The sequence below is a fragment of the Bacteroidales bacterium genome, assembly GCA_035353855.1.
Classification (GTDB): domain Bacteria; phylum Bacteroidota; class Bacteroidia; order Bacteroidales; family CG2-30-32-10; genus DAOQAK01.
The window spans coordinates 108,908-122,063 of sequence record DAOQAK010000003.1 but is presented as its reverse complement, the minus strand read 5'-3'; the positions used below and the strand labels follow the sequence as shown (position 1 = coordinate 122,063).

General features: G+C 32.4%; 15 protein-coding genes. 9 read left to right on the top strand and 6 right to left on the bottom strand.

From position 1 onward, the window contains the following. Positions 1-153 precede the first annotated feature (153 nt). Positions 154-747: a hypothetical protein gene (locus PKK00_01440; GenBank protein ID HNW97057.1), complete on the top strand. Its 594-nt coding sequence runs from the start codon at positions 154-156 to the stop codon at positions 745-747. A 429-nt stretch (positions 748-1,176) separates the two neighbouring features. Here the strand turns inward: PKK00_01440 and PKK00_01435 are convergent, their stop codons facing one another. Continuing rightward, a complete protein-coding gene (locus tag PKK00_01435) occupies positions 1,177-2,532 on the bottom strand; it encodes a PhoH family protein (protein ID HNW97056.1) in 1,356 nt (451 codons plus the stop codon). 345 nt (positions 2,533-2,877) lie between these two features. Between PKK00_01435 and PKK00_01430 the strand changes: the two genes are divergently transcribed. Then, positions 2,878-3,468, top strand: a complete 591-nt coding sequence (locus tag PKK00_01430) for an ACP phosphodiesterase (GenBank protein ID HNW97055.1) — start codon at positions 2,878-2,880, stop codon at positions 3,466-3,468. A 48-nt stretch (positions 3,469-3,516) separates the two neighbouring features. Here the strand turns inward: PKK00_01430 and PKK00_01425 are convergent, their stop codons facing one another. The 4 genes from PKK00_01425 to PKK00_01410 all read right to left on the bottom strand — a co-directional run bounded on the left by PKK00_01425 (position 3,517) and on the right by PKK00_01410 (position 6,371). After that, positions 3,517-4,722: an acetate kinase gene (locus PKK00_01425; GenBank protein ID HNW97054.1), complete on the bottom strand. Its 1,206-nt coding sequence runs from the start codon at positions 4,720-4,722 to the stop codon at positions 3,517-3,519. 219 nt (positions 4,723-4,941) lie between these two features. Continuing rightward, a complete protein-coding gene (locus tag PKK00_01420; protein HNW97053.1) occupies positions 4,942-5,418 on the bottom strand; it encodes a hypothetical protein in 477 nt (158 codons plus the stop codon). 64 nt (positions 5,419-5,482) lie between these two features. Then, positions 5,483-6,016, bottom strand: coding sequence for a hypothetical protein (locus tag PKK00_01415; protein ID HNW97052.1), 534 nt, complete (start codon positions 6,014-6,016; stop codon positions 5,483-5,485). A 67-nt stretch (positions 6,017-6,083) separates the two neighbouring features. Beyond that, a complete protein-coding gene (locus tag PKK00_01410) occupies positions 6,084-6,371 on the bottom strand; it encodes a TRL domain-containing protein (GenBank protein ID HNW97051.1) in 288 nt (95 codons plus the stop codon). A gap of 196 nt (positions 6,372-6,567) precedes the next feature. Here PKK00_01410 and PKK00_01405 point away from each other — a divergent pair, with 196 nt between their 5' ends. The 7 genes from PKK00_01405 to PKK00_01375 all read left to right on the top strand — a co-directional run bounded on the left by PKK00_01405 (position 6,568) and on the right by PKK00_01375 (position 12,752). Beyond that, positions 6,568-7,449, top strand: a complete 882-nt coding sequence (locus PKK00_01405) for a DUF4271 domain-containing protein (GenBank protein ID HNW97050.1) — start codon at positions 6,568-6,570, stop codon at positions 7,447-7,449. Positions 7,450-7,519: 70 nt separating this feature from the next. Beyond that, positions 7,520-8,272 carry a uroporphyrinogen-III synthase gene (locus PKK00_01400; GenBank protein HNW97049.1) on the top strand — a complete coding sequence of 251 codons (753 nt, stop codon included), beginning with the start codon at positions 7,520-7,522 and terminating at the stop codon, positions 8,270-8,272. A 44-nt stretch (positions 8,273-8,316) separates the two neighbouring features. Then, positions 8,317-8,706, top strand: a complete 390-nt coding sequence (gene rnpA, locus PKK00_01395) for a ribonuclease P protein component (GenBank protein HNW97048.1) — start codon at positions 8,317-8,319, stop codon at positions 8,704-8,706. Further along, complete coding sequence (gene yidD / locus PKK00_01390) at positions 8,687-8,908, top strand: membrane protein insertion efficiency factor YidD (protein HNW97047.1); 222 nt, start codon at positions 8,687-8,689, stop codon at positions 8,906-8,908. The genes rnpA and yidD overlap by 20 nt, the downstream gene beginning before the upstream one ends. A 27-nt stretch (positions 8,909-8,935) precedes the next feature. Next, positions 8,936-10,624, top strand: coding sequence for a S41 family peptidase (locus tag PKK00_01385; GenBank protein HNW97046.1), 1,689 nt, complete (start codon positions 8,936-8,938; stop codon positions 10,622-10,624). 18 nt (positions 10,625-10,642) lie between these two features. Further along, a complete protein-coding gene (locus tag PKK00_01380; protein ID HNW97045.1) occupies positions 10,643-12,241 on the top strand; it encodes an O-antigen ligase family protein in 1,599 nt (532 codons plus the stop codon). Positions 12,242-12,263: 22 nt separating this feature from the next. After that, the gene (locus tag PKK00_01375) at positions 12,264-12,752 is read left to right on the top strand and encodes a cytidine deaminase (GenBank protein HNW97044.1); all 489 of its coding nucleotides are present in this window, start codon (positions 12,264-12,266) and stop codon (positions 12,750-12,752) included. A gap of 5 nt (positions 12,753-12,757) precedes the next feature. Here the strand turns inward: PKK00_01375 and PKK00_01370 are convergent, their stop codons facing one another. Beyond that, the gene (locus PKK00_01370; protein HNW97043.1) at positions 12,758-13,150 is read right to left on the bottom strand and encodes a GtrA family protein; all 393 of its coding nucleotides are present in this window, start codon (positions 13,148-13,150) and stop codon (positions 12,758-12,760) included. Between the last annotated feature and the right edge of the window lie 6 nt (positions 13,151-13,156).

Genomic DNA, 13,156 nt, shown 5'->3' with positions numbered 1-13,156 from the left:
TCTCTTTAGACTTCATAAACTTTTTGCTTAGTCCCCAGAAAATTTATGTGACCCGAATTTTTTCAAGACACTGTAAAAAAGTATAAGGCTATCTCACACTTTCCCAAAAAAGACAATTGGAAAAATTCAGAAAACAATTTTTTATGGGAAGAGATGGTGAAACAAGTTATGGTTGTTGGCGGTTCAAATGGAGCAGACCGATTTAATGCCCAATCAATACTTAGAAAATTAATAAAATTTGATACATTAATAAAGGTTAAAGATCAAAATGAAATTGCAAAGACTATAAATTACGTTTTGCGAGAATCTGGTGTAAGATATGCGAGTAATGATTTAAAAAAATGCGTCAAAACTAAAGCACTTGTTCATAATTTAAAAGTTCTTAAAGGTGCAAAAGATGGTGTTAAAGGGATTTTGGAAAGAATTTCCGAATTTAACGGTGTTAACGCTGACATAAGGAAAGTCAAATACTTTATGAAAATATTTCAATACATAAAAAGTAAAAGCTCTCGTGACTATTTAATGGAACGTGGTATTTGTAGAAATACAATTGCAATTGACATTAGAGTTCAGAATATTTTTAGAAACAATAACTTGACTATTCCAAATGAAGCAATAAGCAATCCGTCAATTTATGACCAAGTTGAGAAAGAGATTGTAACAAAAATTTGCAACAAAATTAAAATTGAGCCGGTTAAATTTGACAGAATACTTTATCAAAATTATGAAAACATATTAGATAACTAATAAAATCAGTGCATAACTTATGTCTATTCGCATGTCTCATTTTAAAGCAATAATAATCGGATAAACTTCAAAAGTCTTCAAAGGCTTGAGGGTCGAGTCTTTTGAAGTTTGATAAGTTGTGGTAAAAATGTTCAATCCCTTCGGGATATTTTCAAAAATAAAAGCGGAATGAAAAAATCTTATAATAAAAAAACCAATTCACTTAATGCAAATCAAGTTATACCGACAGAAAAGAGTTTTGCAAAAATATTTTTTGTTTTCTGTACGGTATAACTCGTTCTAAACAGTTTTGCCTTTGCAAACCTTATAAGAACGAGTATAAATCACAAATTCCAAATTTAAAATCTGAAATCATTCATCAACTAATAAAAACCTTTTGACAATTAACTTTTGCCTCAACCAGCTGCTCAACTTTTTTACAAATTACTTTTACAATAAAGTATTCGCAAGGTTTGCAAGCTCGCTTCTTTCGCCTTTTTCCAGTCGTATGTGTGCGTATATAGGATGATGCTTTATCCTGTCGATTAACGTTGAAAGCCCGTTACTGCGGCTGTCGAGGTATGGTGTGTCAATCTGGAAAATATCTCCTGTGAAAATAATTTTTGTATTTTCTCCAGCACGGGTAATAATTGTTTTTACTTCGTGCGGTGTTAGGTTCTGCGCTTCGTCAACAATAAAGCAGATATTCGAAAGGCTACGCCCGCGTATGTATGCAAGAGGTGTAATCACCAGCTTTTCATGTTCTATGAGTTCGGTAATATTTTTAAACTCTTTATCTTTTTCACCATACTGGTTTTGTATCATTTTCAAATTATCCCACAAGGGTTCCATATAAGGATTTAATTTCGATTTTATATCGCCCGGTAAATAACCGATATCCTTATTACTTAGTGGAACAATAGGACGTGCAAGATATATCTGCTTAAAATTTCTTTTCATTTCAAGCGAACCTGCTAAAGCAAGCAATGTCTTACCTGTACCTGCAACACCCTGCATGGTAACAAGTTTTATATTAGGATTTAAAATAGCATGCAGTGCAAACACCTGCTCCGCGTTACGAGGCGTGATGCGGTATGCAGAGCGTTTTTCAATACGTTCAATTTGTTGTGAGATCGGGTTATAAAAAGTAAGTATTGAAGTTTTTTCGTTTTTCAAAATAAAATAATGATTCGGGTAGAGTTCTGTAATCCCTGCTTCTTGCGGGGTGCAAAAACCTTCCTGGTAAATTTTATCAACAAGTTCTGGAGGAATGTTATTAATTACAGTTTTTCCGGTGTAAAGTCTTTCAAGGTCCTTGATTTTTCCGGTCGAAAAATCTTCGGCAGTAATATTTAATGCTTTTGCTTTCAATCGCAGGTTAACATCTTTTGTAACCATAATGACTTTTCTTTCGGGGTATTCTTCCGCAAGAGTAAGCGCTGCATTTAAAATACGGTGGTCGGGTTTATTCTCTCCAAAAACTTTAATTGCATCAACTTTCCCGCTTCTGCCGTTTTCATTCATCACTACCTTAAAATTGCCTGCATTAGGAAAATCAAGAGCTACCCAGTTTTGCAAGGTGTCATTTTCAGAAAGTTTATCAATGATCCTGATAAATTCTCTTGCTTCGAAATTAATGGTATCGTTACCTTTTTTAAAATTATCGAGTTCTTCAAGAACACTGATGGGGATGGCCACATCATTATCTTCAAAGCTGTTGATGGAATTGTGATTGTACAAAATCACTGAAGTATCTAGAACAAAAATCTTTTTTGTTTTAGAGGCTTTTGCAGTTTTCTTAAGCATAAAACCTTTTTTAGTTTAACATGAACGATAATGATTATCGTAAAATTAATTTTTAAATTAGCGTTTTCAAAAGAAACGGGTTTAAAGATGTTCACTATAATTTGTTAATAAAAACTTTAAGTGTTCATTTCTATTGTTTTAATGATGAAGAATAAAAAACCTTTTTTTTCAGAAGAGAATATTTAAATGAATAGTTATAAAGGTATAAGGATATAGGGGTATAGGGGTATAGGGGTATAAGGGTATAAGGGTATAAGGTATAAAGTGAATTTATTATACCTTTATACCATATACCTCCATACCTAATGTTCTAATAAAAATTATTTGAAGAATTTAAACTGACATATGAATTTTCTTGCGCATTTATATCTTTCGGGAAATAATGACGAAATAATGGTTGGAAATATTCTTGCCGACAGAAGAAGAAGTGGAGGGATTCATCACTTAAGTGAGGGAATACAAAAAGGAATTCATTTGCATCATGCTATTGATAAGTTCACCGATAAGCATCCTGTTGTTGCTGAATCGAAACAAAGGTTGCGTGCAGAGTTCAGGCATTACTCACCGGTAATTGCCGATATTTATTATGACCATTTTCTTGCAGTCAATTGGAAAAAATATTCAGATGAAAGCCTGAATGATTTTGCACTGAAGAGTTATAAAGTTTTAAAAGAGCATCGAAAACTTTTTTCTACAGGTTTCCAGGTTGCTTTTATATATATGCGTTTTAAAAATTTGTTGGTGTCGTATGCAACATACGATGGAGTTCGTTTTGCGTTAGAGCGTATGTCGGGAAGAGCAAAAAATTCTTCAAATCTTATGAATGCAGTTGATGAATTAAAGAAAAATTATACTTTATATAAAAAAGATTTTGAAAAATTTTTTCCCGAGATAATAGCTTATGTAAATAACTATAGAATTAAGCAGGGCATATAAAATATTAAAAAAATGCCGGTTTTATCCGGCATTTTTTGAAAGGGGAATTTATTTTTTTAAGATAATATCAATGGTATCTAAAGCAATAACCAATTCCTCGTTAGTACATATAGTCATAACTTTTACTTTGGATTCTGGTTTTGTTAGTATCGCATCTTTGCCTCTTAAATTATTATTTTTTTCTGTATCGAAAACAAGTCCCATGTATTCCATTTCTTTACAAACACCTGCTCTTACGTGAAAATCGTTTTCGCCAATACCGCCGGTAAATATAATAATGTCTACACCACCCATAGCGGCAGCATAAGCGCCAACATATTTTTTAACGCGATAAATATACATATCCATTGCAAGTTTAGCACGTTTGTTCCCTTCGTCGGCGGCTTTCCAAATGTCTCTCATATCGGAAGAAATTCCTGAAATCCCAATCATACCGCTAACCTTATTGATGTAGTTATTGGCTTTTTTAATATCCATGTTTTCTTTTTCCATTATAAAAAGAAAAGCACCAAGGTCGAGGTCGCCGCAGCGTGTACCCATTATCAAACCTTCAACAGGAGTAAGTCCCATTGATGTGTCGAATGATTTACCATCTTTAATAGCAGCAATAGAGGCTCCATTTCCAAGATGACAAGTTATGATTTTCTGGTTTTCGTATTTTACTTTTAAGGTTTCACATGCTTTCTGTGAAACAAAGCGGTGGCTTGTTCCGTGGAAACCATATCTTCTTACTTTATATTTATCATACATTTCATATGGAAGTCCGTACATATAAACAAAATCGGGCATGGTCATATGGAAAGCTGTATCGAATATCCCGCACATTGGAACTTCGGGTAACAGTTTTCTCATTGCATAAATACCTTTTAAGTTTGCAGGATTGTGTAAAGGTGCGAGGTCAACGCATTCTTCCATTTTATCAATTATTTCCTGTGTGATTAATACACTGCCGCTAAACTTTTCTCCGCCATGTACTACGCGATGTCCTACTGCATTAATTTCTTTCGAATCTTTTATTACTCCAAATTCCGGATGTAAAAGGGTTTTAAGGATAAGCTCAACACCTATTTCATGATTGGGAACATCCTGTACCAGCACATAAACATCTTTTCCTTTTGCCTGGTGCTTAAGAACGCTGTCATTAATTCCTACTCTTTCCAGGAGACCTTTTGCAAGCACGTCGGCATTATTTGCCATGTCGAGCAGCTGATATTTGATTGATGAGCTGCCACAGTTCAATACTAAAATTTTCATATTTTATTTAGTCTTTATGTTAATGAATTTTTGAATATGGAAAATTCCATAGCAACAAATATATGATTATTATCAGATAATTTGAAATTATTTAAAAAATAAATATAATCTGCGGAATAGCTTGATATAAGTGGATTGCAGAATATAAAATAATACTTCTGTAGATATAAATAGCAAATAAGATTTTAAGATATAAAAGATTTTCGACTTATGATATGATTAGCGGATATTACTGGATGCAATAAGTGAAATCTTATTTTTAATTTCATTTGCATTTTTTTGCCAATGTTTCGATGTGTTGAAAATATTCTGATTATTAAAGATAAGTTTGAATGATTTGCTTTCAAGTATTTTTGAAAAAGAATCATAAGATATTATCAAAGAATAACGATAATAATATTTTTTATGACGGGATTCGTTAAACATCAATTTGAAATGGTATGCAGAGTAAATAGTGTCATTACTGCTGATGCTGACTTCCGGAAATTTGATACCTTGTTTTTTGCTGATAATGGTAAATCGAAAAACTACAGAATCACTGGTTTTATTAATGAATTCAGTAGTAAAATCAAGAGCCATTGAATTTTTTCCATTTTCCTGTTCAAGTTTTACCGGACCGGCAAAAAGCAATTCGTCATCAACCCCTTTGTATATTATATCCACAAACTTAACTCGGGACGGAAACCCTGATTTCATACCAGTACCTTTTGTTCCCATGCATGAGGAAAAACAAATTATCAGAAAAAGAAAATAAAATCGTTTAATCACAATTTAATTTATCGGAAAGATATGGTTTGTTGTTATAGAGTTTTACTATTGAGAGCGAATCGTTATTTATAATATCAAATAATATCATGTTACCATGTTTTGGCTCAGAGTATAAAGTACGGTAAATATAACTATTGTATTTCTTCAGAAAAAAAGCATAAAAAAGTTTTTCATTCGAACTGTATTCTCTTGAAAAGAAAATATTTGTTATTGAATCGTTTTTCATCAGAGAAATATATTCCTGTGGGGCAAGTCGTGTCGACATACCAATGTAAGTTTTGTTCTTGCCAACAATCACGCGGTTTAACCATAGCTGGGTGCTGTCGTAATAGCAATATTTTTCGTATTCATGAAGGGATATTGAATCTATTGGTTTTATTTGACATTCGCCGGAATCGAGTTTAAGGCATTCCATGAATCCAAAATTGATATGGTTTGCAGCGGTATAATTTGAAACAATAAAAATAATTAAAAGGCTAATTATAATTATTCCTGTTGTCAGAAAAATGATACTTCTTTTTTTCATATGAGTATTAAAAAAAAAGAGTAATGCCGTTTTAATGGAATTACTCTTTTTTTATAGGTTGTGAATATTATTCCCCGGTAACAATGGTTTCAAATGTCCATATAATTCCAAGAACATTTGTTGTTTTAATATCAACAGTAGCTATTTTATTGATACCTCCATTTTTTGCCGCAGTCTGAATACTGTAATCAACGTTAAAACAGAGTACTTTAAAATAGCAGGTACCTGATGATTTTCCTACTTTTGTTCCTATTGGGTTAGTAGTTACCCAATAAGGATTAGTAGCTGAGCATGATGCAAAAAAAAGTGCAACAACAACAACTAAACCAATGATAACATTTCTGAAATTTTTCATAAGAATGAATTTTTGTAAAAATTTTAGTTAACGCAAAATTATAAATTTTTTTTTTATGACAAAATTTTTATGAAAAATGGATGTAATTATTAAAGATACAAAATTTTAATACTGACATTCAATATCATGCAGCGTATATTTTGAAATAATAAAGAATAATATTTTTATGTAACTTTGCTATCGATTATTGATTACCATGACAGATAGCCTTTCTATTAATCCCGCGAGTCAGTTTAATAACAGCGTTTGTTGGTTCAGGAATTTTATTCAAATGCAGGATGAGGTTCCTGCCGGAGTGTTTGGTATAAAAAGCGATACCGCATTCGAAAAACAAAAAATAGTTCAGGTGAAAATAGAAATGCCCAAACGTTCAGGTAAATCAATTTTTACTTCTCACCAGTTAATCCCTTCATCATTTGAAGTGAAAAAAAAAGAGATGACGAATCCCGGATGGATTGCTCCGCTTATTTTATTTTGCTTTATGCTTTTTGCGATCGCTCATTATGGCTGGTACAAAAGAATGCTTCAAATTTTTAAAGCTTTTTTTGCAGGTCGTCTTTTTGTACAATTAGCCCGCGAGGGGGGGGTATATAATGAAAGGGTAACTCTACTGCTTTTCTCTTCATTCATTATGGGTATCAGTATATTTCTTTTCCAAATAGCAAATTTTTATATTGGAATACCTTATTCCAATTGGGATAGCTTTGTAATATTTATTCAGATATTGTTGGGGGTTACTCTATTTTATATTATCAAAATGTTGCTATTTAGGTTTTCCGGTTATGTTTTCCGATCTGTCAAAGAAAATTCAGATTACAATTTAACTATTTTTGTTTTTGGTCAGATTGCAGGTGTAGCAATGCTTCCAATAGTGCTTTTAGTTACATATTTCAGGAGTGAGTGGGTCATAATCATGGGGCTTATCATATTTGCATTATTATATATTTATCGTTTTTACAGGGGAATAAATGCAATTTCTAGTACATCAAAAGTTTCATCGTATTATATTTTTTTATATTTTTGCACGCTGGAAATTTTACCTTTTATTATAATTCTTAAAGAAATTACAAAATTTTGATTTTAAGATATATCTAAAAAGGTAAGTAAAAGATAGATGAATAAACGGTTAAAATAAATTATTTATTCTGATGAGGAAAATAAAAAATATCCTGGTTTCTCAACCTCAGCCTGAAAAGGCGAATGATCCCTTTCTCGAATTGGCAAAAAAATATAACCTGAAAATCCTTTTTCAAAAACTTTTCAAAATAGAAGGAGTACCATCAAAGGATTTCAGGCAGGAACGAATCAATTTACTTGATTATACTGCAATAATTTTTACCAGTAAAAACGCAATTGACCATTATTTCCGCATTTGTACCGAAATGCGTGTAGTGGTACCTGATACAATGAAATATTTTTGCGTTTCAGAATCGGTAGCATTATATCTTCAAAAATATGTTCAATACAGGAAACGTAAAATTTTTCATGGGAAACAACACTTTGCCGAAGTTGTTGAATTAATGAAAAAACATAAAACGGAGAAGTTCCTTCTACCAAGTTCTGATATGATCAAATCAGACATACCTAAACTTCTTGATGATAATAAATTCAATTACAAGCGTATTATTTTTTATTACACGTTGCCAAATGATATTACTCAATACGATATTACTCAATACGATGTTATTGTGTTGTTTAGTCCGGCTGGTGTTCGTTCATTATTCCATAATTTCCCTAAGTTTAAGCAAAATGATACGCTTATTGCTGCTTTTGGCTCTACAACTGCCAATGCTGTAAAAGAAGCCGGGCTTACTTTAAATATCCAGGCGCCTACACCGTTAGCTCCCTCAATGGCTTTGGCTATTGATAAATATATTGAAAAAGCAAATAAAAGTAAGTAAGTCAACCTGCTTAAGTTTGCAAAAAGATTTTTACACCATATACCGTGCAGACCTTTAAAAAAAAGGAACGGATTACAGAAAAAAAAATTATTCTTGAACTATTTGAGAAAGGTAATGAATTTTATGTTTCTCCTATCAGGGCGTTATGGTTGGTTTATCCGTCTGCAAAGCCTTTTACATTAAAAATCCTTATTGCTGTTTCTAACAGAAATTTTAAAAAAGCAGTAGAACGTAATTATATTAAACGCTTAATTCGTGAAGCATTCAGGAAGAATAAACAAACAGTATATGAAAAGATGCTTGGAAAGCCTGAAAATATAATGCTTGCACTTCAATATACAGGGAAAATTATTTTACCATACAAAGATATGGAAGAGAAAATAAAAGTAACTTTACAACGTTTACTCAAAGAGTATGAAAAAACTGTTAGGTAAAATATTAATAGGAATGATTTATTTTTATAAAGCGGCTATTTCGCCAATATTACCAGCAGCATGCCGATATACTCCTACCTGCTCGGAGTATGGATTACAGGCCATAAGGAAATACGGACCTTTTAAAGGTGGCTATCTGACCCTTAAACGATTTCTTTCATGCGGACCATGGGGAAGAAGCGGATACGACCCTGTTCCTTAATTTTTATTAAATCTGAAAATACATTTTATGAGAAAATATATACAATACTGTTATAAGGCCCGGAAGTGGATAATTGCAGTAGCTATGGTTTTTACCGTGGTTATGTCATATAACTTTGCCGGTGATGATTTCGAAATAGGTAAGAACCTTGACATTTTTGCTACCTTATACAAGGAGTTAAATAATAATTATGTTGATGAAATCAAACCAGGTGAACTTATAAAAACTGCAATTGATGCAATGCTTGAATCGCTTGATCCGTACACCGTTTATATTCCCGAATCGGAACTGGAAGATTATAAAATGATGACAACCGGCGAATATGGAGGTATTGGTGCTTTGATACATAAAACAGGAGATTATATTATTATATCTGTTCCTTATGACGATTCACCCGCACAGAAAAATGATATTCGTGCAGGTGATACCATTCTTGAAATAAATAATAAGTCGATGAAAGGAAAGAACACGGAAGATATTACAAATATATTGCGTGGTCAGGCAGGAGCTACAGTGAAGATTTTATTGAAAAGAGAAGGAGAAAAAAATCCTATCGAAAAAAATATAGAGCGAAAGGAAATAAAAATAAATAATGTTTCATATTCGGGAATGGTTGATGAAAACGTAGGATATATTAAACTTTCCAATTTTTTCCAGGATGCGGGAAAAGAAGTGAAGACAGCATTCCTTGACCTGAAAGAAAAAGGAATGAAGAACTGTATACTCGACCTGCGGGGAAATGGCGGAGGATTGCTTAATGAAGCAGTTAATATTGTCAATATTTTCATTGATAAAAATATTTTAGTGGTTAGCACAAAAGGAAAAGTGAAAGTACGTAATACCGAACATAAAACCCTGAATAATGCTGCCGACAGCGAAATCCCTCTTGTGGTACTGGTCGACAGGGGCAGCGCATCCGCATCAGAAATTGTTGCAGGGGCAATACAGGATATCGACCGTGGTGTTATAATAGGCGAGAGAACATACGGAAAAGGTCTTGTGCAAAACGTGGTATCGCTTTCATACAATACTAAAATGAAAGTTACTATTGCAAAGTATTACATTCCCAGCGGCCGCTGCATTCAGGCAATTGATTATTCTCAGAAAAATGAAGATGGTAGTGTGGCAAAAATTCCCGACTCACTGAAAGTGGCATTTAAAACCAAGAAGGGACGCACTGTATATGATGGAGGAGGAATTGAGCCGGATATGTATATTAAACCCTATGAATATAGCGACATTGCTGCAAGCCTGGTTACCAAACTCCTTGTATTCAATTTTGCTACGAAATTCAGAAGTCAGCACGAAAGTATTGCTCCTGTTAATGAATTTAAAATCACAGATGAAATTTACAAACAGTTTATTTCATATATAGCCGATAAGGATTATGATTATACAACAGCGAGTGAATCATCGTTGGCTGAACTGAAGAAAAATGCTGAAGATGAAAAATACTATAATGATATTGCAACAGAATATGAAGCATTAAAAAATAAAATGATGCATAACAAAAAAGAAGATTTGGAAAAATATAAAGATGAAATAACAGATTTATTAAGAATAGAGATTGTATCACGCTATTATTTCCAGAAAGGACAAATACAGGCATCACTTTTAACCGATCCTGAAGTAAAAAAAGCACAGGAATTATTTAATGATACAAAAAAGTTTTCCGGAATACTTGATGGTAGTGTTGTTTTGAATAAAGAAAAATAAAATCATTTAAACGTGCTGATGAAAAACGGGATTCGTTTCGGAAATAAAGAATTATATTTTTTTAGCCTTTGTATTATAGCAGCAGGATTGCCTCTATCAAAAGCAGGCATCAGTATTGGTGAAATCTTATTGGCAATTTCGTGGTTATGGGGAGGGAATTTCCGGTTAAGGATACAAAGTTTTTTTAAAAATAAAACAGCCCTTATCATTTCATCACTTTTTTTACTGCATTTGCTGGGACTTATCTATACAAGCGATTTTGATTATGCATTTAAAGATTTAAGAATAAAATTTCCACTATTACTTTTACCGTTTATCATTTCAACATCTGAACAATTGGATAATAAAAAATTCCATGCATTAATTTTGGTAACCATTATTTCTGCTTTTATTTCCACTTTATTCAGCATGTATAATTATTTTACCATGCAATTTTCCGATATTCGCGATATATGTGTATTTGTGTCGCATATCAGGCTAAGCCTTCTTATTTGTTTTTCTGTTTTTTCACTGTTATATTTTATTTTTAAAACAAATCATAAACGATACATTAAAATTCTTTTTGCATTACTGGTAATATGGTTTGTTATATTTTTAATTATTCTTGAATCATTTACCGGCTTGATTATTTTATTCATTTGTTTTTTAATTCTATTGATAATTCAGGTATTCAGAGAAAGAAGAACATTCTTAAAAGTGGGAATTGTTTTTATTATAATATTGATCCCAACAATTTTATTTTTTTATATAAATAGCTTTTATAAAACATATTTTACTAAACCTGTTATAAAGGAAAAGCACCTGGAGCTGTATACTCTTTCCGGAAATCGTTACGATCACGACACTTTAAGCAACGATGTGGAAAATGGATATTATGTGTGGATATATATTTGTGAACCGGAGATTCGTAAAGAATGGAATAAAAGAAGTAATTACAAATATGATGAAACGGACAAAAAAGGTCAGGGTATAAAATATACTTTGAGAAGATTTCTTACATCTAAAGGTTTACGAAAGGATTCGGTAGGTGTTAGTATGCTTACCGATACAGAGGTTAACGCAGTTGAAAATGGTATAGCTGATGTTAATTTATTGCAGCTACATTCATTGGAATCACGCATTTATGAAACACTTTGGGAAATTGAGAATTACAGGGAAACCAATGATCCCAATGGACATAGCCTATTGCAGCGATATGAATACTGGAAAGTATCATTGCTGATTATTGAAAAAAATTATCTGATTGGTGTGGGTACAGGGGATATGAATGAAGCATTTGAAAAACAATATGAAGATATGCAAACCCGTTTGGATGAAAAGTGGAGATTGCGTTCGCATAATCAGTTTCTTTCTATTGCTGTGGGATTTGGAATTATTGGATTTTTATGGTTCTTATTGGTAATTCTATTTCCAATTTTTATAAAAAAATACAGAACCAATTTTTTCTATTTGATTTTCTTCCTTATAATTTTTATTTCAATGTTTACCGAAGATACTATTGAAAGTCAGATAGGCCTTACTTTATATGCGTTTTTTAATTCGTTGTTATTGTTTGGAAGAAAATTCAATGATGAGGTAATGAACGAAAAACACAATGAAATATTAGAAAAATCATAATTTTGTAAAATAAATTCATACATTGAAAAATATAGAATTTAAAACAATTATACAGGAATACGAATCCGTTGATTGTTTACCGGAAAAGGATAAAGCTCTTGTTCTGAAGGCTATTGAAGCTACCAAGGCTTCTTATGCTCCGTATTCTAAGTTTCATGTTGGTGCTGCTGTACGTTTGCAAAATGATGTTGATGTTATCGGCAGTAACCAGGAAAATATTGCATATCCTTCGGGCTTATGTGCCGAGCGGGTTGCCCTATTTGCTGCATCTACGCAATATCCCGGCGTTCCTATCGAAGCTATTGCAATTACTGCATTCTCTGATGATTTTGAAGTGAATTTTCCGGTAACACCATGCGGTTCATGCAGGCAAGTGCTTTCGGAATACGAACATATTTATGGCAAGCAGATTAGAATAATTATGCATGGCCATAAAAGCAAAGTACTGATTGCTGAAAAAGTAGAAGACCTGCTGCCGCTGAGCTTTAAAACCGATGGGTTAAAGAAATAACTTTCTTAAAAAGTAAAGTAAAGATTTATAAAAAAATTCCAGATCAAAACTATACCAATAGCAAAAAGTTTTGACAGATAAAAATTCTTGTTGTATTTACTTACAAGTATCCACAGAACAAAAGTGTTAATGCCAAGTCCGATAAGACTTATAAAGAAAAATTTACAAAACTGGTAGGTAATTGCAGGGTCAGTACTGTGAAATGTCCAGATCCGATTCAGGAAAAAATTTGTTGTTGCTGCGGTGCAAAAACCTATTGTGTTTGCTATATATTTTTGAATTTTTACAATTTCTTTAAAAAGATAAGTAAGCCCGAAATCGATTACCATTCCTGAACATCCTACAACTCCAAATTTTATGAATTTGTATATATTATCTTCTGAAAGAAAAGAAAACATGATAAG